General features: G+C 43.6%; 31 protein-coding genes. 3 read left to right on the forward strand and 28 right to left on the reverse strand.

Going from position 1 to position 26,562, the window contains the following annotated elements; all coding sequences use genetic code 11:
* Positions 1-3: 3 nt before the first annotated feature.
* From BW947_RS09500 to flgB, 21 genes are all read right to left on the reverse strand, one after another.
* On the reverse strand, positions 4-933 hold the full coding sequence (locus BW947_RS09500; protein WP_076498914.1) for a flagellar motor protein MotB: 930 nt from the start codon (positions 931-933) through the stop codon (positions 4-6).
* On the reverse strand, positions 933-1,790 hold the full coding sequence (motA, locus tag BW947_RS09505; RefSeq protein WP_076498917.1) for a flagellar motor stator protein MotA: 858 nt from the start codon (positions 1,788-1,790) through the stop codon (positions 933-935). The genes BW947_RS09500 and motA overlap by 1 nt, the downstream gene beginning before the upstream one ends.
* Positions 1,791-1,813: 23 nt before the next feature.
* The gene (locus BW947_RS09510) at positions 1,814-2,530 is read right to left on the reverse strand and encodes an RNA polymerase sigma factor FliA (RefSeq protein ID WP_076498919.1); all 717 of its coding nucleotides are present in this window, start codon (positions 2,528-2,530) and stop codon (positions 1,814-1,816) included.
* Positions 2,531-2,535: 5 nt separating this feature from the next.
* A complete protein-coding gene (locus BW947_RS09515; protein ID WP_076498922.1) occupies positions 2,536-3,003 on the reverse strand; it encodes a flagellar basal body-associated FliL family protein in 468 nt (155 codons plus the stop codon).
* Positions 3,004-3,018: 15 nt separating this feature from the next.
* A complete protein-coding gene (locus BW947_RS09520) occupies positions 3,019-4,263 on the reverse strand; it encodes a flagellar hook-length control protein FliK (RefSeq protein ID WP_076498925.1) in 1,245 nt (414 codons plus the stop codon).
* Entirely contained in the window at positions 4,253-4,579 is a 327-nt protein-coding gene (locus BW947_RS09525; RefSeq protein WP_076498928.1) for a hypothetical protein, read from the reverse strand. Before BW947_RS09525 ends, BW947_RS09520 begins: the two co-directional genes overlap by 11 nt.
* Positions 4,548-4,928, reverse strand: a complete 381-nt coding sequence (gene fliS, locus BW947_RS09530) for a flagellar export chaperone FliS (protein ID WP_076498930.1) — start codon at positions 4,926-4,928, stop codon at positions 4,548-4,550. Before fliS ends, BW947_RS09525 begins: the two co-directional genes overlap by 32 nt.
* Positions 4,929-4,941: 13 nt before the next feature.
* Positions 4,942-6,288 carry a flagellar filament capping protein FliD gene (gene fliD, locus BW947_RS09535; protein WP_076498932.1) on the reverse strand — a complete coding sequence of 449 codons (1,347 nt, stop codon included), beginning with the start codon at positions 6,286-6,288 and terminating at the stop codon, positions 4,942-4,944.
* Between the two features lie 314 nt (positions 6,289-6,602).
* Positions 6,603-7,409: a flagellin N-terminal helical domain-containing protein gene (locus BW947_RS09540; protein WP_076498934.1), complete on the reverse strand. Its 807-nt coding sequence runs from the start codon at positions 7,407-7,409 to the stop codon at positions 6,603-6,605.
* Between the two features lie 317 nt (positions 7,410-7,726).
* The gene (locus tag BW947_RS09545; RefSeq protein ID WP_076498937.1) at positions 7,727-8,740 is read right to left on the reverse strand and encodes a hypothetical protein; all 1,014 of its coding nucleotides are present in this window, start codon (positions 8,738-8,740) and stop codon (positions 7,727-7,729) included.
* Between the two features lie 20 nt (positions 8,741-8,760).
* Complete coding sequence (gene flgL, locus BW947_RS09550) at positions 8,761-9,678, reverse strand: flagellar hook-associated protein FlgL (RefSeq protein WP_076498939.1); 918 nt, start codon at positions 9,676-9,678, stop codon at positions 8,761-8,763.
* 11 nt (positions 9,679-9,689) lie between these two features.
* On the reverse strand, positions 9,690-11,063 hold the full coding sequence (flgK, locus tag BW947_RS09555) for a flagellar hook-associated protein FlgK (protein WP_076498942.1): 1,374 nt from the start codon (positions 11,061-11,063) through the stop codon (positions 9,690-9,692).
* Positions 11,060-11,467: a rod-binding protein gene (locus BW947_RS09560; protein WP_076498945.1), complete on the reverse strand. Its 408-nt coding sequence runs from the start codon at positions 11,465-11,467 to the stop codon at positions 11,060-11,062. Before BW947_RS09560 ends, flgK begins: the two co-directional genes overlap by 4 nt.
* Positions 11,467-12,585, reverse strand: a complete 1,119-nt coding sequence (locus tag BW947_RS09565) for a flagellar basal body P-ring protein FlgI (protein WP_076498948.1) — start codon at positions 12,583-12,585, stop codon at positions 11,467-11,469. Before BW947_RS09565 ends, BW947_RS09560 begins: the two co-directional genes overlap by 1 nt.
* A gap of 14 nt (positions 12,586-12,599) precedes the next feature.
* Positions 12,600-13,262 carry a flagellar basal body L-ring protein FlgH gene (flgH, locus tag BW947_RS09570; protein WP_076499058.1) on the reverse strand — a complete coding sequence of 221 codons (663 nt, stop codon included), beginning with the start codon at positions 13,260-13,262 and terminating at the stop codon, positions 12,600-12,602.
* A gap of 10 nt (positions 13,263-13,272) precedes the next feature.
* On the reverse strand, positions 13,273-14,058 hold the full coding sequence (gene flgG, locus BW947_RS09575; protein WP_076498951.1) for a flagellar basal-body rod protein FlgG: 786 nt from the start codon (positions 14,056-14,058) through the stop codon (positions 13,273-13,275).
* An 11-nt stretch (positions 14,059-14,069) separates the two neighbouring features.
* The gene (locus BW947_RS09580) at positions 14,070-14,804 is read right to left on the reverse strand and encodes a flagellar basal body rod protein FlgF (RefSeq protein ID WP_076498954.1); all 735 of its coding nucleotides are present in this window, start codon (positions 14,802-14,804) and stop codon (positions 14,070-14,072) included.
* Between the two features lie 14 nt (positions 14,805-14,818).
* Positions 14,819-16,006: a flagellar hook protein FlgE gene (gene flgE / locus BW947_RS09585; RefSeq protein WP_076498956.1), complete on the reverse strand. Its 1,188-nt coding sequence runs from the start codon at positions 16,004-16,006 to the stop codon at positions 14,819-14,821.
* Between the two features lie 21 nt (positions 16,007-16,027).
* Positions 16,028-16,690 carry a flagellar hook assembly protein FlgD gene (locus tag BW947_RS09590; protein ID WP_076498959.1) on the reverse strand — a complete coding sequence of 221 codons (663 nt, stop codon included), beginning with the start codon at positions 16,688-16,690 and terminating at the stop codon, positions 16,028-16,030.
* 1 nt (position 16,691) lies between these two features.
* Positions 16,692-17,108: a flagellar basal body rod protein FlgC gene (gene flgC, locus BW947_RS09595; RefSeq protein WP_076498962.1), complete on the reverse strand. Its 417-nt coding sequence runs from the start codon at positions 17,106-17,108 to the stop codon at positions 16,692-16,694.
* A gap of 8 nt (positions 17,109-17,116) precedes the next feature.
* The gene (gene flgB, locus BW947_RS09600; RefSeq protein WP_076498965.1) at positions 17,117-17,467 is read right to left on the reverse strand and encodes a flagellar basal body rod protein FlgB; all 351 of its coding nucleotides are present in this window, start codon (positions 17,465-17,467) and stop codon (positions 17,117-17,119) included.
* A gap of 95 nt (positions 17,468-17,562) precedes the next feature.
* Between flgB and flgA the strand changes: the two genes are divergently transcribed.
* From flgA to BW947_RS09615, 3 genes are all read left to right on the forward strand, one after another.
* Positions 17,563-18,300, forward strand: coding sequence for a flagellar basal body P-ring formation chaperone FlgA (gene flgA / locus BW947_RS09605; RefSeq protein ID WP_076498968.1), 738 nt, complete (start codon positions 17,563-17,565; stop codon positions 18,298-18,300).
* Positions 18,301-18,409: 109 nt separating this feature from the next.
* Positions 18,410-18,694 (forward strand): flagellar biosynthesis anti-sigma factor FlgM, encoded by a 285-nt coding sequence (flgM, locus tag BW947_RS09610; RefSeq protein ID WP_076498971.1) that lies wholly within the window; start codon positions 18,410-18,412, stop codon positions 18,692-18,694.
* Positions 18,684-19,139: a flagellar protein FlgN gene (locus tag BW947_RS09615; RefSeq protein ID WP_076498974.1), complete on the forward strand. Its 456-nt coding sequence runs from the start codon at positions 18,684-18,686 to the stop codon at positions 19,137-19,139. The genes flgM and BW947_RS09615 overlap by 11 nt, the downstream gene beginning before the upstream one ends.
* A gap of 71 nt (positions 19,140-19,210) precedes the next feature.
* Here BW947_RS09615 and BW947_RS09620 read toward each other — a convergent pair whose 3' ends face one another.
* Genes BW947_RS09620 through BW947_RS09650 form a run of 7 tightly spaced genes read right to left on the reverse strand, consistent with a single transcriptional unit; the run spans position 19,211 to position 26,008 of the window.
* Entirely contained in the window at positions 19,211-19,633 is a 423-nt protein-coding gene (locus BW947_RS09620) for a hypothetical protein (protein WP_076498976.1), read from the reverse strand.
* Positions 19,614-20,960, reverse strand: a complete 1,347-nt coding sequence (locus tag BW947_RS09625) for a FliI/YscN family ATPase (RefSeq protein WP_076498978.1) — start codon at positions 20,958-20,960, stop codon at positions 19,614-19,616. Before BW947_RS09625 ends, BW947_RS09620 begins: the two co-directional genes overlap by 20 nt.
* On the reverse strand, positions 20,938-21,648 hold the full coding sequence (gene fliH, locus BW947_RS09630; RefSeq protein ID WP_076498981.1) for a flagellar assembly protein FliH: 711 nt from the start codon (positions 21,646-21,648) through the stop codon (positions 20,938-20,940). Before fliH ends, BW947_RS09625 begins: the two co-directional genes overlap by 23 nt.
* The gene (locus BW947_RS09635; protein WP_244153238.1) at positions 21,648-22,634 is read right to left on the reverse strand and encodes a flagellar motor switch protein FliG; all 987 of its coding nucleotides are present in this window, start codon (positions 22,632-22,634) and stop codon (positions 21,648-21,650) included. The genes fliH and BW947_RS09635 overlap by 1 nt, the downstream gene beginning before the upstream one ends.
* 16 nt (positions 22,635-22,650) lie before the next feature.
* A complete protein-coding gene (gene fliF, locus BW947_RS09640) occupies positions 22,651-24,318 on the reverse strand; it encodes a flagellar basal-body MS-ring/collar protein FliF (protein ID WP_076498986.1) in 1,668 nt (555 codons plus the stop codon).
* 12 nt (positions 24,319-24,330) lie between these two features.
* Positions 24,331-24,669 (reverse strand): flagellar hook-basal body complex protein FliE, encoded by a 339-nt coding sequence (fliE, locus tag BW947_RS09645; RefSeq protein WP_076498989.1) that lies wholly within the window; start codon positions 24,667-24,669, stop codon positions 24,331-24,333.
* A 28-nt stretch (positions 24,670-24,697) separates the two neighbouring features.
* Positions 24,698-26,008: a sigma-54 dependent transcriptional regulator gene (locus BW947_RS09650; RefSeq protein WP_076498992.1), complete on the reverse strand. Its 1,311-nt coding sequence runs from the start codon at positions 26,006-26,008 to the stop codon at positions 24,698-24,700.
* Positions 26,009-26,562 lie beyond the last annotated feature (554 nt).

The following is a 26,562-nucleotide window of genomic DNA, read 5'->3' on the forward strand; positions in this document are numbered from 1 at the left end:
TAACTAATTTAACGAGTTAGTTGTGGCTTGCTGCTTAACTTCATTGATTGTAATGCCCTTTGGCACAGCATGCTCTGACGAACCAATCATACCTCTTAATAGCTGCTCAGCGGAAGATGTTAAAATTAATGCTTCTATGCGCCTGTTTGCCGCCGCTGCCGTATCATTGGTTATATAAGGTATTTGATCTGCCATTCCCGTTACCTGAATAACTTGGTTACGCTTTACACCGCCGCGTTCAAGCATTCTACGCGCTAATAAAGCCCTTTCACTTGATAACTCCCAATTGGTAAATAAATCTCCCGCATAAGGCGTTGAATCAGTATGCCCAGTAATAACCATACTATTAGTAATACGCTTTAAAATGGGTCCCAAAGATAACAGTAAGTCTTCGAAATAAGGCTGCATTTTTGCACTGCCACGCGTAAACATAAACTGGTTCACATTATCATGAATCAAAATACGGATCCCTTGTGGGACAATCGTTACAGCGATATTATCGGCCATACTTGAGCTCTGCACGACCCTATCTAACTCTCGGGCTAATGCTGTTAATTGAGCTTGAGTATCGAACTGCCCAGGGATTAATGTCCCTTCTTCTTGCCCCTCAGACTCCCCACCTCGAAATGTCGGTTGAGAGGGAATAATGGGAGGAGCAAGAGATGCATTAGTCTCAAAGTCAATCATCGAAGATGATTGACTTAACTCAAATGGATTTATGGGTCCAGAAGGATTCATATCGCCACGCAAATATTGCACTATCATGGTGCGTTCTTTTTGGTCAGCAATCTGCATAATCCACAGCACCATAAACAATGCCATCATCGCGAGGGTAAAGTCAGCAAAAGCAACTTTCCACGCCCCACCATGGCCATGATTACGCTTACCTCGTTTACGCCGCTTAATAATAACTGGCTCATTTTTTTGGAGCATCAGCTTTTTGGTCCTTCCATCCAACGTTCTAATTCGATAAATGAAGGTCTATTTTCACTTTGTATTTGTTTTCGCCCTGCATCAATCGCCATCATTGGGGGCTTTCCTTTTGAAAAGGTCACCAATATTGCTGCGATGCAGCGTAGCTGTGCCGACTTACGGTCAACCAGATGCTCTAACGCCTTTGACATTGGGTCAAAAAAACAATAACAGGCAAAAATACCAATAAATGTTCCCACTAATGCTGCGGCAACTTTAACGCCAATCATAGTAATTGGACCGTCTATATTAGACATAGTGATAATAATACCGAGTACTGCAGCTAAAATACCAAAACCTGGCATAGCTTCGCCCACTTTACTGAACGCTTCAGATGGCCGTAATCGGTCTTCTTCAATTCGATGAATTTCTTCTTCTAATATGTGTTCTAAATCATGGGGGGATATTTTACCTATAGATTGCACGCGCAAATTATCAATTAAAAATTGTAAGACATGTGGTTGTTCAAGCATTGCTGGATACATGAGAAAAATAGAGCTCTGTGTCGGATTCTCTAAATGTTCATCAAGTACTTTTAGGCCCTGTGATTGGATCTGCGACATTAACATTCCCATTAAAGGAAATAGTTGGGGATAGAATTCAGGATCTTCCTTGCCTTTCTGAAATAACTCTTTCAGTTGCTCAAACATTTCTTTCAAAACGGATTGTGGGTTAGCAATAATTAATGCTCCAACCCCTGCACCAGAAATAATTAAAATTTCAGCAGGCTGCCATAGTGCCGCTAAAGCACCGCCAGCCCACATATATCCACCAAATACAGATGCTAAAATAATTAACAGCCCAACTAGTTTACTCATTACGATCTTCTCACTTTTAAACTTTAGCGCTGCAATATTGTTTTTAACTGTGAAATAGCTGATTTATGCAATTGGCAAATACGCGTTTCTGTTAATCCCAATGCCATCGCAATCTCTTTTAAATTCAGTTCATGATGATAGTAAAGCGACAGAATTAGCTGTTCTCTTTCATTTAATTTCGAAATAACTTTCATCAGGGTTTTTTTGATGAGTAATTGTTCAACATCATTACTTCTATCTACGGGCTGCTCGCCACCTAACAACAGCTCGTCTAAACTTTTCATCGACTCAGATTGTGTTGAATATAACCGTTCTCGATATTCTTCGGCGCCCAGCCCTAACGCACTAGCAACCTCAGCGTCACTCGGTTCACGGCCCATTTCTCGACTCAAACGTCTAACAACATCATTAAGCTCGTGGGCTTGTTGCCTTACGGGCCTTGGACGCCAATCTTGGCGTCTGAGCTCATCCAATATCGCGCCGCGAATACGCTGCCCTGCAAAAGAAATAAAGCCATTATCCAGCTCACCAGGATAACGGCGAGACGATTCGAGCAAGGCCATCATGCCAATTTGCTCCATATCCTCAAGCGCTAACATAACGCCACAATGACTGCGCATTTGCGATACGACACGTTTAATCAATGGTAAATATTGCCGAATAATCTGTTGCTCAGATTGGCGTTCATCGACTGGATAGTCAGAGGCTTGTTGGTATGCCAGTTGGCCAGCTGTCGTCATGATAGTTACTGAATGACCATACGGGTGAAGAGTACTTCGTCGATATCCGATGGTAACTGATTATCTGATAGCACTTTTATCATTAATATCAATGCCTCGGATTGCAGACTATCGAGTTGGTCGAGGCTATTTAACTCTGTAAATGTTTTACGTGAAAACATTTTCATCATGGTGTTACGCAGCAATGCATCTGATTCAACTAAAACCGTTTGCATATTGGGATTATGGCTTTTTAATGACATTTCGAGCAGCATGTAATGCGGATATTTATCACCAGGGATCGAGATAACAAACTTTTCCAGTGGATAATATTTCGCCACAGGTACAGGCTCGACTTCCGGCTCAGAAGTGAACATTTCTGTTAACTTCCAATCAGCACTATTATTGCCAACCCAAAAGGCGCCCGCGGTAGAACTAATCAGTACCAGTACAGCAACGATAATTTTTACTAACTGAGATTTTGCAATTGCCATGAAACGACTCCGGCGTTAAGCCAACAAATCTAATTGAGATTTCTCTCTATGTGCTGTATCCACTACTTGTTCAGCTGTAGTTTCTGCTGCAATTGATGAGGGAAATAGCGCAGTTTCCTGCTGCTGTTGTTGTGCATCCCCTTGGCCAACATCAACGTCTATTTGGCCGCCATGATCCATCGCTAAATCAACTCTAAGGCGTTCTAATCCGTTGAGTAAAGCATCACGAATGGCTGGGTTTACCGCATGCATTTGTACCTGTAAACGATCGCCCTCTAGGCGAATATTAAGCTCTATCTTCCCTAACTCGGGCGGATCTAGTCTTAATTCAGCCCGTTTAATATGCTGATCGACTTGAAAACGAAGGTGCTCTCTTAAGGGCGTTAAAATCTCCTGCGTTTGCTGTGCCAAAGGAGCTGCAGGCGTTAACGATACCGGGCCCCATTGCGTTGCGCTTGCTGCTTGCGGCGCCGCAGTTTGGGATAATCCCATGGCATTAATATCCTTCACTTCATGTCCTCTAAATTCGGAGAAGACACGTTGGAATAACGAGGGATCTGATTTAAGCAGCGGTGCATCGTCATTAAAAGAAGCCAACATAAAGTCGGGTGAAAATGTACTACTGGTTTTTGATGACGCGGTATTAATGCTAGTAGTCTGAGGAATTTCTCCCGTTAGCATTGTCGATGAAGTCATAGCTGATGTTTGCCCTAAAGCAAATCCTACACCCAAGGCTTCTCTTTGGGTCTCAGTGCTTGTAGGCAACATAAAAGACGTAAAATTTTGTGCCGTAGGCACTAAATTAACCGTTTCAGTTGCAGTAATAGCGGCAGCCGTCAAAGGCAACGTTCCTGTGGAGTGACTTGTTGCAGTTAAGCTGCTTGCGGTAGCCAAGCCACTGATCGTAGTTAAGCTATTTTCCACATCAAGGTTAATACTATCAACACCCATAACGGCGCTATTCAATAACGACAACGGCAGGCTTTGCGATGCTGTGACAAAAGATATACCACCTAACATATCAGCTGTAACCGCTTGGTTTAGAAGGGTGTCGTTGTCGCCAGCACTATCAAAAATACAGTGTTCAGCCGTTGGGCTACACTGTGATTCCTCTAAAGGTTTTTGAGTCGAAGCCGAATCAACGGCGAGTGCGACAGAGGTAAATGACGCAGATTTATCCTGATCAACTGCACTTGTTACTTTAGCTGTCGAGTGGGTATTTGCCCCCACTGGACGAGTTGAAAGAAGATCAGCGATCATCCAAAGCTCCACTCACTTGCGTTAATTGATAGGCTGCTAAGCCTGCTTGTTGTTCCTTAAAACGGCTCATCTCTGTCGCTAATTCATCACGAGCTAATATCAACTCTTGTAGCACTTGAGCATGAATACACTTTAATGCGTCGCGGGCAGATTGCTGCTCAGTATCGTTAGTTTTGCCTGCTTGTTGCAGCGCTTTAACTATCGCGACATTCACTTTTCGGACATTATCCCAATCTTGAGTATCTGCGTATTGGCGCAAAGCAGTACCAAAACGCGCCCACTGTTTAATTGAGATTTGTCCATCCTTCTCTGACATTAGTCATCACCTGAGTTACGGGTACCAAAGCTTCAGCACTATTTTCAACACTGGCGCTCACCAGTTGTCGGCTACAAAAGTCATAAAGGCGATGTAAACTCAGCGCCACTTCACCACCATTTTCAAGATCGAGCATCGAATCCAAGCCATGCACTATGTTAAGGCACTTATGAATACTCATACCTTTGGCTTCATAGCGTTGATGTTCCATATGGCCAGCGGCGCGTTCTAGCTCTTCCAATAAGCCTTCAAGTAACATGCGCACCATATCGTGCGGCGTTGCCGCTGCAACTTGCGCATCTAACGCCGTTTGTTTATAAGCATTAAATGGATCGTACTCGTTTAACATTGATAATAATTTCCTAGTTAAATAACCCGCTCGCAGCACTAAATTGATTAATCGTCGCTTCCATTGCCGTAAATTGTGTCAAATAAATCTGATATCGCTGAGTCATTTGATAATTGTGACGGTCCATACTGTCATTCACACTTTTAATCTGTTTGTTTATGGTTTCTTGTTTGGTATCAATATAGCCATTGAACTGTGTAAACGGTTTTAAAGTTTTTTCTATGTTACTGATATAACTATCCTTACCGGTAAACATAGCTTGTACTTTTTCGGGATCCGCTTTAAAACTATCAGTCAGTTTCGCATCGTCAATTTTAAGCTTGCCATCACGGCCCATCTCAATACCAATATCAGATAAACGCATGCCGTTTGGTGCACTGGCAAATACTGAATCACGCAACTTAGTCTGTAATAAACGAATCGAGGTATCACCTTTCAACACGCCAATCTGTGCTTGACTGACTGCGGGTGTTTTATCGTCTTTATCTTTATCCGCGGTGTCACTGCCAGAGGTGCTCACGCCTACAGAGCGAGTCAATTGATTGATTTGTGTCATTAAAGAATTAAAAGAATCAACAAAATCTTTAACCGCTTTCTTATTGGCTTCAAAATCTTCAGTCACTTTAATCATGCTGCTTTCGCCAGCTGCATGTACTTTGACTAATTCAAGACTCACGCCATCAACTACGTTTTCTAGGTAGTTGCTACTGCTGGTAATACTAATACCGTTTAACGTTAACTCTGCATCTTGCGCGGCGCGGCGTTCTGTCATGCCCCAATCGGCACCATCAAACTGCACTTCCAGCTTATTCGCTACGCCAGATTCCTTTGACGACAGCATAAATTCGATTTGATTACCGGTGCGCACCAATGATGCTTGTACGCCAGTATCACCCGCTTGCTTATTGATAACATCGCGTAGCTGCGACACTGAAATAGCCGCGCCACCATTAATCGTTGCTAAATCAATTTCCAAACGCTTTGCTGGGTCACTGCCCACTTGAATACTAATGACGCCAGTTGCGGGTAGCATTTCGTTTTCAGTGGCGTAGGTTTTAGTCAGCTGATGCGCTTGTGCCAATTTCTGCACACTTAAATCGTAGTTACCTTTAGGCGCATCAGATTTCACTGTGGCAGTGGCATTATCACCCGACACAGTCGCCATTTTACCTTTTGCCGCATCGCCGCCCATTTCACTGAGCTTAGTGGCCATCTTTTTCATAGTGGTTTCAAGCAACGTATAGGCATCTAGCTGTGCTTTGCTGGTCGTTAGTTTGCCTTTATAAAGCGTATCTTTACCCGCACGGTCTGCGCCAACCAATTGCTGAGCAAATTGTGCCGCACTCATACCTGAAATCATAACTACCTCCAATAAATTGAAAAGCAAAACACATGCCAAAATTAGTTGCCTGTTTTTAAACAACATTTAATCTGCGACATGGTTAGCGTGAGCAATGCGCTTCCGTAGAAAGCTGTTAAACGGAAACCTGCCTTCCACTGTGAAATGCTAAATCACAACGTAGAGCTGCTGAGCTTAAGTGTTTTTAAAGCGATGTAATAAAAATGCCAGTCAGCTTAGCTCACTGGCATTCACACTCATATTGGCTAGCTTAATAAGCGGCATTAATAAAGCGGTATCAGCTTAGTGAAGGCCACTGCTAACATGAGCTTTAATTAACGTAACAGACCCATGACTAAACCAGTATTTTGGTTAGCAGAAGACAGTACTGTCGTACCCGCTTGAACCAGTAATTGGTTACGTGTCATGTTGGCAGACTCAACAGCAAAATCAGCATCCATAATACGGCCAGCTGCGGCTTTAGTGTTTTCGGTCACGCTAGCAAGGTTAGATGCGGTATGACCAAGACGGTTAATGTTGGCACCCAGAGTTGAACGTGCAGTACCCACATCATTAATAAACTTATCAACAGCTGTAATCCCGGTGGTTGCCCCGCCTGCTACAGAGAGATCGTCAGCAGCGCCAACTAAATCGGCCTTCTCAACAGTAACGCTTAAAATTTCAGTGATTCCTGTGCCTATTTGGAAGTCAACACCTCCACTTAATTTATCAAATAAGTTATTACCCGCATAAGTCGTATTCTCAATGATACGTTCTATTTCTGAAGTCAACTCTTTAAATTCGTCATTCAGCGCTGTTAAGTCAGCACTTGAGTTAACACCGTTGGCTGCTTGCGTGGCTAGCTCTTTCTGACGGTTACCAATGGTAGTTAATTCTTCTAAGGCGCCATCTGCCGTTTGCAACATAGATGTGGCATCAGAAATGTTACGTGAGGCTGTTTCCATGCCACGCACGTTAGCATTCATACGGTTAGCAATTTGTAGGCCAGCAGCATCATCAGCAGCGCTATTGATACGCAGACCTGTAGATAAACGCTCCATAGCGTTAGTCAGTAGGTTATTGCTTTTGTTAACGGCACCTTGTGCAACGATTGACGCGTAGTTTGTGTGAACACCTAACATATCGATTCTCCAAAAATATTAAATAACTTGATTAGACCTGATTACAGGGATAACTAATTAAAGCGGCAGCTTCTGCTGATAACTGAAACGATATTTGAAAAAATATGTCATTTGCTCGACTAAATATAAAACTGAGCATAAAGCTTTAAAGTAAAAAGTTAAATAAGTTCGTAAAAACAGCTACTAAGGTTTTTAAATACTCGTTTAATAACCGATACAAAAATGCCAGTGGACTTAGCCCACTGGCATCAAGATGCAATATGCCACTTCAATAATAACAATGCGCTTAGATTATTGCGCAGTCGCGCAATGACCACTCACACCAACAGGGCGCTTACCTGTTCACGGTTTGCATTGCTTTGTGCTAGTAGCGAAATCATTTGGTAAGCAAAAGGCGTAGGTTGCATAAATTTATGCAAATACTGCAAATCTTCTTTCGGCAGACTGACCGTATTTAATTGCTTAGCCTTTGCGAGCAACAATCGATGCGAGGCTTGAATAGCTTCGATTTGCAGTGCAATTTTTTTAGCCACTTTGGCTATTTTAGCCAGCGTCACTTTTAACATATCAATATCAGTAAAGCGCCACTCGCGCGGATCTTGCCAGCTAAAGATTTCTTCTAGATGAATATTTCGCGGCTCACCTGCGGGCAAGCGTTGCCCTTCACCCACCATTAATATGCCTTTATTAAGCACTAACCAGCGCTCTGATGTCACGCTGAATACTGTTTCTTGGCTAATGGAGTGATCAATACTTATCTCTAACTGCGCTAAAACTGGCTCAATAATCTGCTGTAGGGCTAAGCGGTCATGATTAGCAGGTAAGTATAAATGCAGTGTTTTTCTAGCTCCATAGAGGGTGATATGTTCATCGCGGTTTTTACTGGCAGTTAAATCAACCCGCCTAAATCTGAACTGATGCGTGGTAGCTGGTTGCGACACTGAAACCAAGTTAAAATGATGGTCTAATAATAGTTTACCTTGGTAAGTCGGTTGAATTTGCAGTAGCTGTTGTCGATATTGCTCCGCCTGTTCAATCGCTTCTGTTGGCGTAGCCGTTTTATTAAACAGGCAGCTTTGCAGCTGTCGATGCAACAAACTCAGCAACTCTTTCGCACTGAGTAAACTCTTTAATACGACTTGTGAGGCACTGATATTGTGCTGTTCTTGCGTCACTTTAGCCCAACGCCCATAGGTTTCTAATCTATGTTTTGGGATGGGCCGCGCTTTTGCGTCGCCACGGGGTGAAGCAGCAAGTGGCGCCACATAATGTGATGTGACGGTTTGGCTTTGACGTAATTGAGTGAGTGACTCTCCAATCCCTTTAATCATTTTACTGCTACCTAGATGACTTACATATGATTAAAAAGGGACAGCTGGCTAATCTGTACAAATGTTTGTTGGGTGATCTTTAAGGCGGTTAACTTGACATTAAACTCAGCAGTCGCCGCGGCATAATCCAACTCCTGCGTTTCACCAATCACTTGCTTACTAAAAAGTATCATTTCTTCATGGGAGCTTTTTACTAATGACAGGTTATTTTGTTTACCACCAAAATCCGTAATAGCAGCACCGATACTGTCTAAGGTCTCGTTCAAAGTCGCTTGCATTGCCGTAGCCGCAGTACTAAAAGCGTTGTCAGTAGGTGATAAACTTGGATCTTTTAATACGGCAATATAATCCATCGCTTGATTTAAAATATCTTGGCTCGCATTGGAAAATAGCACAGCTTCAGCAGTCACATTAGCCGTCGTCCACGAAGAACTAGAGGTTTGTACACTGCGTTGACTGGCGTCACCTTGGTAAATATATTTGCCGCTAGCATCTTTAACTACTGGTGCTTTATCAACGGCATTTCCTGAAAATAGATAATTACCCGATTCATCTTGGGCATTAATATTATCGACCAGCCCCTTTAATAGCTCTTCCATTTCAGAGGCATAGGCTTTTCTATCCTCGGAAGAAAGATTTGAGCTATTGGTTGCAATACTGATTTCTCGCATCCGGTGCTGAGTCTCAACCATGCTAGATAAATAAGTTTCAGAGCGCCCCATGCTGGTGCTCAACGCATCAATATTTTTAACATATTGATTAACTAGCGCCAGATCTCGCTGATTATCCATCACCCTAACCACACCAATAGGGTCATCTGATGGGGCTAGGATTGATACTCCTTTTGACATCATTTGATTCAAACGTGCCACATCATAGGTAGTATTTTGTAAGCTATTTAAATTATTGGTATATAAATTTTGCATGGTAACGCGCATAAATAAAATCCTTAAAAGCTACTTAGCATAACTTGAAACAGCTGATCCGCAGTAGAAATCACTTTGGCATTTGCCATATATGACTGCTGATAAATAATCAGGTTAATCCCCTCTTCATCGGGGCTAACGCCACTGGTACTGGCCCATTGGGATTGCGCATCATTTTGTAAATCAATACTGGTTTTAGCAAAAGAAATAGCTTGGCGTGATGCTGAACCTAATTGACCTACCTTGCTCGAAAACGATTCAGAGAAACTAGTGTTGCTACCTAAGCTGGTAAAATTAAGTTCTTTACTCGCCAGTTGGACTAAATCTTTAAGATTCGTGTTATCCCCTTGGCTACCATCTTTACCAAAGGCCAATTTGTCAGGCGTAAACCCAGCCGTTATAGATAAACTTCCGCCAGGATTATTTGCATCAAAAGTAAATAAATCTTGCGTAGGTGCAGCCCCATTTAAATCCGTACCGGCAGCCAGAATAGTATTAAACTCAGTCGCAAGCATAACGGCTAGCTCATCAATATAGGCTTGAGAGCCTTCCAGTTGAGTATCACGATAGTTAAGCAGTGCACCCAAACTTCCACCCGCTGCCATATCAACATTAAATTGACTCTGACCAAAGGTAATCGATACCAGATTATTTTTAGGATTGGTAGGATCGGGAGCGCTGGTAAGCTTAGCCGCTGTATTGCCGGTTAATAATGGTTCGCCCCTAGCCAAAGAGATATTCACCATACCCTGACTATCTTCAACCACGCGAATATCGACAATGGCAGCTAAGGCATCAATGGCCGCATCTCGGCCATCTTGTAGCGCTGGCGGGATAGTCCCTGTGACACTTGCCGCTTGAATATCGCGGTTAAAGTTGGCGATAATCGCCAGCTGCGAGGTCACTTCTTTTGCAGACGCGCCTAATTGGCCATTAATTTGGCTACGTTGTGAGTCGATGTTGTCGTTAATGGCATTCACTCTTTGCGTGAGCGCTTTAGCCTCATTAAGCACACCTTGTCGATAGGCAATAAGGTTTGGTTGCTCCATGGAGGAGTTTAATGCCGCAAATAATTGATCTAACCCTTGTGATACATTATTGCCTTCGGCGCCAAATACCTGCTCAGCTTGACGTAAATAACTGCTCTGCACTTTAGAAAAACCAACCGCACTCGTGGTTTGCCATAATTGAGCGACTTCATACTGATCAGAAATTCGGCGTACGCCATCAACAAAAACGCCTGCGCCACCACCGTAAGCTCCGCCACCGACCGAACTTAACATCACTTGTTGGCGTGAATAGCCATCAACCATAGCATTAGCAACATTATTTGAAGTCGCATTCAATGCGGCCATACTTGCCAGCAGGCCAGACTTACCAATGTTCAACATGCTCATTTAAAATCCTTGCCGATGGGCCGCAAAATAAGTGCTGGCTGCATCGCTGTAGTTGTCATCTGTTGAGGATCAAAGGCGACCGGATCTTTAGCTGACTGAAATGAGCGTGATAATTGCTTAGTCATTACCTCAGCTAAACCCATGCCGTTGACTTTACTCAATCGACTCGCGAGCTCTGCATCGTGAAGGTCTTGGTATATGCCGTCATTACTTTTAGAGGTTAAAGGGCTATCTTCATCGGACATAGCGTCGGTGGCCGAGCGCATTTGTTTCAGTACCGTCTGTAAGAATTGTGCCTCAAACTGTTGGCTCACTAATTTAAGTGCGCCCTGCTCGCCGTTGGCTTTAATCAGATCTTCGGCGTTAAGTTTATTTAAATAGCCGCCAGTATTTTCAACTTTCATTAGATCACCACCAAGTCAGCTTCTAAGGAACCCGCTTCTGCTAACGCTTCTAGAATCGCCATCAAATCCATTGGGGTTGCGCCTAAACTATTTACCGCCCTCACAATGGCTTCTATTGAGGTCCCTTCTGGCCAAACAAACATACGTTTATTACCTTGTTCAACCATGACTTGACTGTCATTTGTTACTACGGTTTGACCTGCGGCATTGCCTAAATAAGCCCCATTTGGTTGGCTTACATTTTGCTGTTCTACGATTGTGACCGTCAAATTGCCGTGGCTCACAGCAGCTTTACGTACAACCACATCGCCACCCAGTACAACGGTTCCAGTACGGCTATTAAACACAATCCGAGGTGAGCGGCGGCCTTGATCGATTTTAAGCTCTTCAAGCATCGACATAAACGTCACACGCTCACGATTTGATTTTGGTGCATGGACCAATACCTTGGCATGGTCTTGCGCACGGGCAATATCTGGCCCAAATAACTCATTTACGGCTCGTTCTATGTTGCGGGCGGTTTTAAAGTTAGGATCTTTGAGGTTTAAAATAATGTCTTCGTTGTCACTAAAGTTACTTTTGATGTGGGCTTCGAGTAGAGCTCCATTAGGAATAGTGCCTACCGTGGGGACATTGACTGTGACTGACGAGCCATTACGCCCCGCCGCTGAAATACCACCCACAACTAGGTTTCCCTGTGCAACGGCGTAAACTTCGCCATCAACTGCACGTAAAGGGGTCATCAATAAAGTACCGCCCTGCAAGCTTTTAGCATCACCCAGTGACGACACTGTCACATCTAAAGACTGCCCAGGACTTGCCAGTGAGGTAATCGTGGCATGCACAGCAACAGCTGCAACGTTCTTTAGCTTAGGGTCGGTTTTATCATCAATTTGCACGCCAAATTGCTTAAGCATGTTAACCACTGACTGGCTGGTAAATTTAACTTGAGAGCGATCCCCTGTACCATTTAAGCCCACAACTAAGCCATAACCCACGAGCTGGTTGTCTCGTAGACCTTGCACATCAACAATATCCATTAAATAACGGCTTTGATTTTGCTCTTGGGCTTGTAGGGAACAGCTAGCCAAAAGTAACAATAATAAACAACGTAGCATCAAAAAATCCTTGGCTAAAGCGGGAACCATGGGCTATTAAAATAACGAGAAGCCCATCCCATAGCGTTACTGTCGGCAATAGCGCCTTGTCCACCGTAAATAATTCTGGCATCGGCAATACGTTGAGATGAGATAGTGTTGTCGTTACCAATATCATCGGTACGTATTATCCCAAGCAGACGTAAATACTCATCACCTTGATTTAAGCGCAACCACTTTTCACCACGGATCAAAACCGTACCATTAGGTAGTACCTTAGAAACCGTGACCGTAATTGAGCCTGATAACTGGTTTTGCTGAGTACTTGAGCCAGCACCGTTAAACCCACGAGAAAAAGAGGTTTTACCATCAGCTTTAGTACTATTGTCACCAAAGTTGCCCGCAAGACCCAAACCCATATCACTCTCTTTATTGGTTTTGGTGTCAGCTTTTTTGCTCGAGTAGGTTTTTTCATCTAATGCGACAGTTAAAATATCGCCTTCACGGTAAGCACGTTTATCCTTAAATAACGTCAGCATAAAACCCGGACGATACACGCTGCCGTCTTTCGCATCTGGCAAACTGTAGTCAATCTCAGGTGGTGCCCATTCTTTAGTTCCAGGCCTAGTCTCTGAAGGTGGAATATGAGACATACAACCGGATAAAAATGCAAAACATAAAAGCCATAACCAATGCATCATTGCCTCTCTATAACGATTGATTAAGGAATTTGAGCATGTCATCGGAGGCTGAAACGACTTTTGCATTCATCTCGTACGCTCTTTGCGTAGAAATCATTTCAACCATTTCTTCAACCACGTTCACGTTTGCGCCTTCAAGCGCGCCTTGGCGTAAAGCGCCTAAGGCTTGATCGCCTGCCACACCTTCAACCGCCACGCCCGAGGCTGCTGTTTCACGATAAAGGTTATCACCGCGCGCTTCCAATCCGGCTGGGTTGGTAAAGTTAATCAGTGTAATTTGACCTAGATCTTGAGGTTCTGCCTCACCTGCCATTTGTGCAGTTACCACACCGTCATTCGCAATCGTCACTGTTAATGCATCTTCAGGGATGACAATATTAGGTACTAAAGGCAGGCCCTGAGACGTCACCATCATACCTTCGCTACTGCGATAGAACTGGCCATCACGGGTATAAGCTAGATCGCCATTTGGCTCTTCTACTTGAAAGAAACCCTGTCCTTCAATCGCTAAATCCAATTGCTGACTGGTATTTTGCATATCGCCAGTGGTGAATATTTTCTGCGTGCCAACAACACGAGTACCGGCACCTAGCTGTAATCCAGATGGCAGATTATTTAAGGCGTCAACCTGACCACCTGGCTGGCGTTGGACCTGATAAAACAGATCGTTAAACGCAACGCGGTCACGCTTAAAACCAGTGGTATTAACGTTTGCCAAGTTGTTGGCAATGGTCGTCATTTTCGTATCTTGTGCTGTGAGACCTGTTTTACTCACCCATAAAGCTGATTGCATACCAATAATCCTTAAACGTTACTCAGCAGACGATTACCAGACTCAGCTAATTTTTCTGCACTTTTCATTAATTTAACTTGAATTTCAAATTGACGACTTAAATCCATAGATGCAATAAGCTCAGATACCGCTTGCACGTTACTCGACTCAAGGAAACCACTATCAACTAAAACATCTTCATTCTGCGCCATGACTTGACCATCACGGCTATAGAGCAAGCCGTCGGGGCCTTTTTGCATTAATGCTAAATCTGGATTGACCAGTTTTAATCGACCCACTTCCTCAATAATTCCACCTTCTGAAGGTAAAATACTGACGGTACCGTCCTCACCAATAAAGAGATCTTTATGCTCAGGCAACTGCATAGGGCCATCGATACCTAATACCTGCCGACCATCAACCGTTAACATCCCTTCGGCATTGGCGACCATAGCACCTGAACGGGTATACGCCTCACCGCCATCAACTGTGACGCTAAATAACCCACGATCTCGAATCGCTAAATCTAAGGTGCGGCCAGTAGGGTTAAGCACCCCACTTTGATGACTGAAGCCACTGTTTTCTGTCTGCGCCATGACCCGTGTATTCAAGCTATTACCCTGAGCGGCTAAAGGCACCGCATTCACGCGCTCAAGATCGGCTTTAAAGCCGGCTGTATCAGCATTGGCTAAGTTGTTAGCCCGAATACTTTGCGCTTCAAGAATACGAACAGCTCCGCTAGCGGCGGTATAAAGCATCTTATCCATATTAATGCCCCTGCTTAAATCGCATTCAGTAGTGCTTGCTGCATGGTAGAGTTAACATCAAGCACTTTGGCGTTAGATTGATAATTACGCTGTGCTGTCATGAGGTTAACCATTTCGGCCGTTGTATCCACGTTCGAGCCTTCTAAATATCCGCCCGTAACTGTGCCCATAGTGCCGGTTGCTGGTGCGCCCGTAATTGCTTGACCAGCGGTATTAGTGGCAACCCACGCATTATTACTCACCGCTGATAAACCGTTTGGATTACTGAAGTTTGCAAGCACTACCTGACCTTGTAATTGGTCTTGGCCGTTAGTATATGTGCCATAAAGCATGCCGTTATCATCTAAACGCACACCTTTTAACTCACCAGAGGTGTAACCATCTTGAGATAAACTAGAGTTGTTATATTTAGCCGCATACTGGGTGCTTTTATCAAAATCGATATCAAATTTCAGATTAGTGGCACCATTTGACAACGTGAGGTCGAGTGATTGCTTCGTGGTAGCTGGATTTAACACACCATTGGTATCGAATGTCAGTTGAGTGGTATCTGGCAGGACAGCACCATCAAGGGTGTAATTTACCGTCCATTCATTAGCCGCTGTTTTGACATAATATTGAGTCACAACGTGTTCTGCACCCAATGAGTCATACACGCTACTGGTTCCAATAGAATGGTAAGTATTAATATCTTTAGGATCAAAAGCGACGGCGATAGGTTCAACTCTCGCATCTAAGTTTGAAACCAAGCCGACTTTAGTGGTTGATTTAGCAGGCAGTGAACCCGTCTGCACCTGTAAATCACCCACATTACCTGCTTGTAATTGTCCCGTTGCATTAACAGAATAGCCCTGTAGACGACTACCGACTGGGTCAGTAATAAAGCCTTCGCTGTCTTTGTGGAACATCCCTGCTCTGGCGTACATAGCACCGCCATCCGATCCTTTTAGCACAAAAAAGCCTTCGCCTTGAATACCCATATCCAGCTGACGGCCGGTATAAGTTAAGCTGCCACCTTGCGAGAAGTTCTGTGTTGTTGACATCACGCCAACACCACCGGCCTGGCCACCGTTGTAGATAGAAGCGAACTCACTGCGGCCACCACGAAAACCATTGGTTGATGCGTTGGCAATGTTATTACTAATGGTATTGAGGTCTTGGGTTGTCGCCTGCAATCCACTTAAAGCTATGTTAAATGACATGTTAATATCCTATAAAATAAGTTACGAAACTTCAGAAATATTCAGTACCGAGATAACGCCAACGCCATGACCCATTTCGGCCATCATCATGCCTGATGCGCTCGAAAAGTGGATTTTCTCTATGGGGGCCTTGATATATGTAGGCGCAACGAGTGTATTCTCACCCACTGTTGCTTTGGCTTTTAGCTCATATTTCCCAGCCGTTAAGCCAAATGCTTGCGGGTCAACGGTAAAGCGAATATCACCCACACCTTGAGCGCCCAGTTGTATTGTGTGAACCACTTGACCTTGTGCATCCACAATGTCCAAATCTAATGCTTCTACGGCGTTTTCTAGATAAATCTTTCCGTCGACGGCTTCATTATCGAGCTGAAGTTCAGACACTGGCACCATAGCGTTCTTACCGATTAACGATGCCGATTGTACGATCCCCAAATTCTCCATCATGATCATTTGGTTTGATTGGTTTTTACGCATCCCTTCTAAGCTTTCGACCTGTGAGAATTGCGCTAACTGTGAAATATACTCGGCACTATTAAGCGGTTTAGTGGGATCTTGATTCTTAATTTGCGCAATCATTAACGTCATAAATTCGTTCTTTAATGATGCGGCATCATTCGCGGGAGCATTTAATGCACCCGCTGGATTTTGAACGGTATTAGTACCAGTGCGAGGCAATTCCATGCTATTTATTTCCTAGTTGCAATAAACCTTGCTGCATAGAACGCGCACGATTCATAATTTCTACACTGGTGTCAAATGAACGACTGGCGGCCATCATGTCAGCCATTTCTTCAATCGTATTGACGTTAGAATAAGCAACATAACCTTGCTCATTAGCGAAGGGATGATTCGGCTCATAACGCATATCTAATGGGGCATCGGCCTGCACTATGTCGCTCACTTCAACAGAAGCGCCAATCGCGCCTTCTTGTGTTGAATCATAAATCGTTGCAAATACCGGCTTTAGTGCTCGGTATGCATCTTCTGGAGTGGCTGCGGCTGTGCCTGCGTTTGCAAGATTACTGGCAACAGTATTCAAACGAATGGTTTGGGCGTTCATACCTGCGCCCGCGATTTGATAGATATCACCAAATGACATATAAGCTCCTAACGTCCTTCAATAGCAGACTTTAAACCTGCTATTTTCATATTTAAAAATGTCAAACTCGTTTGATAATCCATCGCATTTTGTGAATATCTCGCCTGCTCTTTACCAAGCTCTACGGTATTATCATCCGCAGAATTTTGATAAGGCATACGATAGGCAAGGTTGTACTGTTGATCCATCGGCATGCCAGCTTCGACGTGCTGCATCGCAGCTTTAAAATCTAGGTCTCTGGCTTTATATCCAGGAGTTTCAGCGTTAACTAGATTGCTCGCTAATACCTTGCTTCTCTCCACTCTAAAATCGAGCGCTTGAGGATGTATTCCTAATGCTTTATCAAGGTTGATAGCCATCTCAACTCCTAGTAATGTATATCCAATAAAATCGATGGCTTACACGCTTACAATTAGCATGCCAATATATTTATCAATATAAAACAGTTGGTTAAATGAAAACGCTATTTATGAACGGAAAGGCATTTTCCCTCACCCTCTTTTTGAGCATAGGGTTACTTCCGCTCAATGTGCAGGCAAAAGGGCAGATCGCGGCCACCGATCAAATATCTCAACAAATGACCAGCGCGCTTACCGCTGAAATCAGTCAGTGGCAACAGTCGCAACAAATTAAAAAAATCAGTAAAAAAATCTCATTACAAGTCCCTTCAAATGCTGGTAAATTCAAGGCCTGCAGCACAAAACTAGCCATTGATTCGGCGAAAGGACTCCCATTTGGCAGAGTTCAACGTAAGGTCAGTTGCACGTCAGAAGGTTGGTCGCTCTATGTCCGCGCAAAAGTTGCCTTGAGTGCCTACATACCAGTAGCCAATAAAACGCTCGATCGAGATGACATTGTTACAGCAGAAAATCTGCAGTGGAAAATGCTACCATTGACCGCTTCCGATCAAGATATCATTACCGATGATAAGCATATTTTAGGGCAGGCTGTTGCTCGAAAAATCAGAAAAAACAAACCAATAAGAACACAAAACTTAAGCATTCCTTTGTTAGTTAACATAGGAGATCAGGTGATTATTGAGGCGGTAAGTAATACTTTTTATGCCAATATGATCGGTATTGCGATGGATGCTGGTAAAAAAGGCGAGGCAATAAGGGTAAAAAATAGCAGTTCAGGCAAAATTATTACGGCTTATCCTATTGCTAAAGGTCGAGTTGAAACGCGTTTTTAAATGAAAACAGATGTTTCTGAAATAAATGAAAAATTTATTTCAGAAACATCTCATTTGAGTCGCTTTTATCTAGTATCAAACCATTTATGGCTTATGGCGGTGAACATCTATGGAAATCAATAAAATTAGTAGTGCTGTGAACACTGAGTTCAATACCAACAAAGGTGTGACTACGCACAAAAAAAACAGTGAAGTGGAAACGCAATCCTTATCAAAACAGCAAGATATAAGTAATGATTGGAAACTGTTAGCGCAAGCTCAACAAACATTACAGAGTGTTTCTGACGTTGATATGGACAAAGTAGCCAATATTCGCAATGCGCTAAGCAATGGCAGTTTTGAAATCATGTTAGATAAAATAGCGGATAAAATACTGGCGCAGCATGGAAAATAATCAAATTAATAAACGCGAACTGGTTCAAAGTTTGATTCGTGATATTCGTCAAGATTTGGATGGTTACAGCCAGCTAAAAACAATGCTCAAATACCAACGCGAACTCATGCAACGTCGGGATAATGATGCACTTATTGTCCATAACGAACGTCAAACTGCGCTGTGCGACAAATTATCTTTAAGAGCTAAACAGCGCAGCGAAAATCTTGCTACTCTGGGTTTCAATAATGACAATAGTGGCATGAAACGTTTAATTACCGCGCTGCCAGATCACCTAAGGCCGCAAATAAAAATCTCATGGGATAATTTGCAGCTATTAGTTAAAGATAGCCAAGCGGCTAATGAAACCAATGGTAAACTGCTGGTATTACAGCAAGAAACCATTAACCGCATTCTGAATAACGATGTGCAGCATACTGAAATTGATTATGGTGCTGGTCGGTAATTCGCTCGCATGATGTCGTCTTATAGAATCACGTCATCAGTGTGAGCGCAGTCAAAGTGGGCGCTCAGTATTTATACATTTTTCTTTTTGTAATAAAAACCTGCCATATCATCAAGAACTGATTGGTCTCGCCGGGCCACTCGCGCTTCATTCTGCAAATGAGTTTGTTTTTCAAACCATCTTAAACCTTGCTGGCGCCCTAATTGCTTTTGCCACAACCTATCAATACGTAATTGCTCTTGCTGAAGAAATTCGCTTTTTTGAGCTAATTTAAGCTGCATAGGCTCTAGCACCTGCACCATACCGCAAGCATTTTTCCAGAGTAAAACATTTGTGCCTTCTTTAGTGCCACGATAAGCGGAAATCATCTGCGATAATGCTTGATGCTGCTGCTGATTGAGCTGCACACTTAGGTGGGAGTCTTGTCGCTTTTGCCCTAATTGCGCTAATTTTTTTTCGGCTTGAATGCATAATTTAGACAGATGCTGACTCATATCCCATCACTCCCATCAATTGCTCTAATTGAGTTAGGCTCTCGGCAAGATTAATTTTGCTTTGGGTCGTTTGGCGTAAAAACTTAGCCATTTCAGGATATACCCGCACCGCAAGATCCATTTCTGGATCTTGACCCGCTTGATAGCCTCCCAGAGGCAATAAATCCCTGACTTCATTATAACGGCTTAAAATATGTCTAAAAATCTGGCTTTGTTCAATGCTGCTAGAACTTGCGACCTGCATAGCTAAACGGCTCACGGAGGCATTAATATCAATAGCTGGGAAATGTCCCTGCTCAGCTAATTTACGGCTGAGAACAATGTGTCCGTCTAAAATTGCTCTGGCGGCATCAGCCACAGGATCCTGTTGATCATCGCCCTCGGCTAGTACGGTATAAAAAGCGGTGAGTGTTCCCGTGGGATGCTCACCATTACCAGCCATCTCGACGAGTCTAGGCAGTTGTGCAAATGCTGAAGGTGGATACCCTTTGGTCGCGGGTGGTTCGCCTAAGCTCAACGCTATCTCACGCTGCGCCTGGGCATAACGAGTCAATGAATCAACCAATAACAACACTTGTTTACCTTGGTCTCTAAACGCGCACGCAATTGCGTGTGAAAGTCGCATTGCACGTAATCGCATTAACGGTGTGGTATCTGCTGGAGCAGCAATAATCACGGCACGCTTACGCCCTTCTTCACCGAGAGTTTCTTCAATAAATTCACGAACTTCACGGCCACGTTCGCCAATCAAACCAACGACGACGACATCCGCCTCAGTAAAGCGAGTCATCATGCCGAGCAATACGCTTTTACCCACTCCAGAACCGGCAAATAATCCGAGTCGTTGCCCTCTGCCAATCGGCAGTAAGCTATTAATAGCACGAATTCCCACATCCAGTGGCTGACGAATAGGTTGGCGTAACAGAGGGTTATAACTGGTGTGGGATTGCTGAACCAATGAAACATCGGTTAACTCGCCTAATGAATCCAATGGCTGCCCAAGCCCATCAAGCACACGACCAAGCAAACCATTACCAATAGCAATAGTCTGTTCTGCCGTGATGGGCAGTACCCTTGCTCCAGGCATTAAGCCTTGAGTCGGCTCAATCGGCATTAAGCACAGTACGTCTTTATAAAAACCAACGACTTCCGCTTCAATTAAACGACCATTCCGCCCTTCAATTTGGCAACGGTCGCCCATACCAAGTTGGCATCCGACGGCTTCAAGTAAGAGGCCATTAACCCTGATAAGTCGTCCGTATACCCGAGCAACCGGAACTTGCGGCCAATCGTCTTGAAATAAATCAGGCTCCAATATCAGCCTCATTCAATTTTGTTTCCACCATCGTCATACAAGCATCGAGCCGAGTCTCAATTGAAGCATCAGCATCAGACTTGTCGCTCACAATGCGGCAACTACCCGCTGAGATACTACTGTCTGCAATAAGGTTCCAACCTCGAATTTTGTCCTCAGAAAGCTCTTTCAATTTAACCACGGCGCTCGGTTCTAAATGGATTTTTACATCCTTTTGGTCATCGGGTAGCGCACTGAGTGTTTCTTCGACTAATTTTAAAATTTGTTGCGGTTGGAGTGTTAACTCACAACGGATCACTTGCTGTGAGACGCGGCGCACTAAATCTAGGATCAAGCTTTGCTGCTCACGAACCTGCTTCGTATGCCCTTCTTCTAATAGCTCTCTTAATGCACCGAGCGGTACAATCAAGCTATTAAGTTGTTCATCAATAGAGGTTTTACCCGCTGATTGTCCATCGAGCTTACCTTGATGAAAACCGGCAGCATGTCCCGCTATACGCCCTTCCTCGATACCCGCTTGATAACCCGCACTTTTACCTTGAAGCACACCTTCGTCGTAGCCTTCATCAAATGCTTGCTGATAACTTTGAAAATCACTGCCAGCATTGATGCTTGAGTCAACCGCCTCATGTAAAGTCGGAAAACGATAGCGACGAGCAAGATGCGGATTTAGGCGCCAACGAGAATATTTGTTTTCCATTAGACAACAACCTGCTCTTCAAATAACTGCAATTCAATTTCACCTTCTTGCATTAATTGCTTAGCCAGTTCCATGATTTCTTTACGCGCGCCACTTGCGCGGCTCACTGGAACCCCGCCTAGTGCATCAATTTGGGTTTCAATGGCTGATGACATCCGCTTAGGCAGTGCTTTTAACAGTGAATCTTTGAGCTCAAGATCAATGCCTTTTAATGCAAGCGATAAGGTTTCTGGCGGCACTTGTCCTAACAGCGTTTGCAAGGTCTCTTGCTTTTGACGTCCAAGAATAATGAAATCGAACATATTGTCAGTCACATCAATAGCCATTTGCTTGTCATGCAGCTTGATCATTTCCATCAACTGCTCACGATCACCCTCAAAACGGTTAAGAATATCTGCAACCTGTTTTATACCAGCGACTTGGGTGTGGCTTTTTTCCATGGCCATCAGCATGCAGCGTTCAACCAACTGTCTTAACTCTTCAACGACATGACGATCTAATTCGCCAAGTTGAGCAATACGTACCAGTACATCGTCTTGGCTTTCAAGTGGTAGCATTTTCAGTATTTTTGCCGCACTTTCTGGAGGTAATAATCCCAACAAGACCGCTTGTAACTGACAATGTTCGTGAGTTATTTCGCGGGCGAGTAATTGGGGGTCAACCCACTCGAGGCGCTTAACCAGCACAATTATCTCATCACCATAAATGCTGTCGATAAGGCTTTTAGAAACGCGATCTCCCAATGCAATATCAAGCGTCTTTTGTAAGTAAGATCTCGAGGCTCTAGCAATACCAGACTGTTCTTTATAACGCTGAAAAAATCGACTCAATACCGCTTCTGCTTCTTGCTGGGTAATACTCGATAAGCGAGCCATTTTATGACTTAAGTGCTGCACATCGTTACGATCCAGATGCGCCATAACCATAGCAGCACCTTCCTCGCCCATACTCAACAACAACATGGCCGCTTGGGCATAATTGTCCATTTTAATTTCGATTGAATTATTCACCGTCTTTATCGCCTATCCAATGTGCTATTACTTCTGCAACGCGCGCGGGTTCTTTATTTGCCAACATAGCCAAATGCTCCATTTTCACCGTCAATGGTGATCCTGGTTCAGGTAAGCCTTGGCTACCTAACCAATCAGCATTTGGCAGTTGTTGTGTCTCAGTTGCCGCATGGACAGGCCCTTCGACAGCGCCAATAGCATTTGGACTTAACGCGACAGGTTCAATCCGCGGCGCCATGACCTGAGCAGTACGAGTCAAGTGTTTAACCAGCGGACGCAATACAAATAGGATCAGACCTATGCCTAAAATGCCACCGATGAGATAGCGTAAATAGGATTGATAGTGCTCTGCTTGCCACCAAGGAGACGGTGTGATTTCGGGGATGACGGTAGGTGTAAATTCAAACGCATTAATGGTGAAAGAGTCTCCTCTTGCTGCCGAGAAACCAATGGCATCTTTCACCATATTGCCAAACTTAACCAGTTGAGCTTCATCATTAAAACCACCTTGACCAGCAGCACTGTTAATCAGTACCGACACCGACAGGTTTTCGAGCTGCATTTGTTGGTAGCGTACGTGACGAACAGAGCGACCGACGTCATATTGACGACTCTCTTCTTGCTTCAGATTACGTGTTTTATCATCAGCTGCTGCAGGACCAGCTTGAGGAGGCTTATTGCTTAACGCACCTGGGATGCCCGCGGCAATGCTATTACTTGAGTCATCGACACTTGTACGCTCTTGAGTCACAACACTTTGCGGATCGAGTGATTCCTTGGTTTCTTCAACCTGATTAAAATTCACTTTGGCAGTGACTCGGACTTGAAAGTTTTCTTGTCCCAGAACAGGCTCAAGCATAGAGGACGCATTGGTCACTAAATTATGCTCAAGTTCCCGAGTGTATTGTAATTGCTTATTTCTGGACTGGCTCAGATCTTGATTGCCAGAGATGTTCTCACTTAAATAATGACCATCTTGGTCGACGACTTTAATATTACCGACCGAGAGTCCCGTTACACTACCAGCCACCAAATTAACAATCGCTTCTACCTGTGATTCTGTAAGGCTCGTATTGGGATCTAACTGCAGCATCACCGAAGCGGTTGGTAACTCAGGTTCCTGACGAATAAATAAACTTTTTTTCGGTATCGCTAAATGAACTCTCGCGGCACGAACCGACTTTAATGACATAATGGTTCTAGCAAGTTCACCCTCTAAACTGTGGCGATACTTAGCTTGTTCCATAAATTGGCTAGTACCAAGGGCGGTATTCTCTAGATCCTCCATGCCAGAAGGCACTTTCGCTTTAACTCCCTTTGCTGCTAACAGCATGCGGGCGCTGCCCACTTGCTCTTCGGCAACTAATACCGCACCACTATTGGCATCAAGACGATAATTAATCCCTTCTGCGTCTAACACTGCAAGCACCTGAGAAGTATCAACATTCTCTTGGTTACCATACAAAGGACGATAACCAGCTGTTGAGGTCCACAACATCAATACAATGACACTCGCAACTATCACTGCCAGTAGTGCTAACGCAATGACTTGGCGATCTCCACGGGTAAACTGATGCCATTTTTGAGTCATACCCGCCATAAACCCTGACGAAGACTCGGTCCTAATACCCTGACCAGATTGAACAAAAGTGGTAGACATTCACACTATTCCTTACACAGGCATCTTTATTACATCGTCAAATGCTTGCACAAGACGATTACGGATTTGAAGCATAGTTGCGAATGACAAACTGGCCTTTTGCGAAGCCACCATAGCACCCACAAGATCATCACTCTTGCCACTATCGACAGCAGCCATCAACATAGAAGATTGATTTTGATCTTGGTTAACTGCCGATACTTTACTTTTAATCAGGGCAGTAAATGACCCATAAGCCATACCGTTATCAGTAGGGTTTGGCGTAATGTTAATTGCTCCTTTAGCCACTTCTCGATGAAGACTTAAGGTTTCCATTAACATATTTGAGCTAACAATCGCTCCATTAGACATATAAAATTCCTGTTACTTGCAGTATTTTCTAAGCAGCACGACCCGCTTGTTGTAATAACATTTCAATATCGATACCCGCATCCCGCATTTGCACCAATCGATATCTTAAAGCTCTAGTTGTCATGCCTAACGCTTCAGCGCTCAATGTTCGCTGGCCATTAAAACGCTTAAGAACATCAATGATATATTGGAATTCAGCATGTTGTTTCGAAGCCTTTAGCCCTTCAGTTGCGCTCACACTCTCTATCTCAAGGATTTCTTCTCGGGGGGTCAACCCAAGCTCAACCGCTTGAATAGCCAGCCCCCGACGCATCACTAAAGCACGCTGAATACAATTCTCCAGTTCTCGCACATTGCCAGGCCAATCATGGGAAACAAGTGCTTGCTCTGCATGATCACTAAAATAGCATTCACTCTGGCTATCGGACTGACGGTATACATTTAAGAAATGTTCAGCTAGCGGTAAAATATCCGCTTTACGGTCTCTTAAAGGTGAAATTTTTAACGGTAGAACATCTAAGCGATAAAATAAATCCTCTCGAAAATGTCCAAGTTCAACAGCCTGTCTTAAATCGCGATTAGTCGATGCTATAATCCTTATATCTAAACAGATCATATTATTACCGCCCAACCGTTCAACCTCGCGCTCTTGTAAAACACGCAGTAATTTAGCCTGTAACGGCAGCGGCATCTCACCTATTTCATCCAACAATAGAGTGCCACCATTAGCTTGTTCAAACTTCCCAGCTTTATCACAAGTAGCCCCCGTAAAGGCACCTTTTACATGACCAAATAAGACTGATTCAAGAATACTTTCAGGAATAGCGGCACAGTTGATAGCAATAAACGGCTTATGCGCTCGTGAAGAATGGCGATGAATATAGCGAGCTAATGGCTCTTTACCTGTTCCACTTTCACCAAGCAGCAGAACGCTGGCTTCAGTTGTTGCCGCGCGATGAGCCAGCATTAATAATTGCCGACTAACCGATGCTGATACGATCAAACTGGAATCGGGTAACTCTAACCGATGCAATCGTTGAATAGAGGCCAGTAACTGCTCGGTTTCAACCGGAATGAGTAAATAATCCTGCACACCGGCGCGCATTGCTGCAGCAGCCAACTCGCCCTGTTCCGGCGCTAATAATGCGAGGATATTGCGACAAGAAAAACGAGCAAGATAAGATTTTACATCGCTAGGATTACAATTGGATAAGTTAACAATCGTGAGCCAAGGAGATCCCATCGTATCGTTCCACAGACAAAAATCGTCACGTGTAATGATACATCCAAGCTCAGCAGATATGTTTAACCCTTCAATCCGAATACTTAAACCACTCACGCACCTATTTCCTTTCGTTGCCCACGCATAACATCACGCCTTTATTTAATTAATTGATTTATTGATTCGAATAAATATCAATATTCATTTAAATCAATGAACCCCATTTACTACCACTAAATAAATAGAGGCCATTGTGAAAACAACAAACGCGGAAACGGCCGCAGGAAGTAATGCTTCCGCGACAACATTCAAGCTAGAATGGAGTTCCATCTTAATTTAAACAGGCGTTTAATTATTACAATAAACTGAGAGCGGCTATTTTAACCATATATAAGCGACCCATTAAAATAATAGACGCTCAAATGTGATCTAGCGCTAATTTTAAATAAAAATAAAGTTACAATATCAAAATAGCGTAAAGTGGAAAAAGTAGCACTTCAAAAAATAGGTGCCAACCGCTAATTAAAAACGGTGCCAACCGCTAATTAAAAATATTGCTGATTTAATGCAGACTTATACCAAATATAATTACACAATAATATATACCAATGATAAAAATAAAAAATCACCAAATTCATATAACGTATTGTTTTAAAAAGGCTTTGTTTAGC

Source organism: Shewanella morhuae (assembly GCF_900156405.1).
GTDB classification, from domain to species: Bacteria; Pseudomonadota; Gammaproteobacteria; order Enterobacterales; family Shewanellaceae; genus Shewanella; species Shewanella morhuae.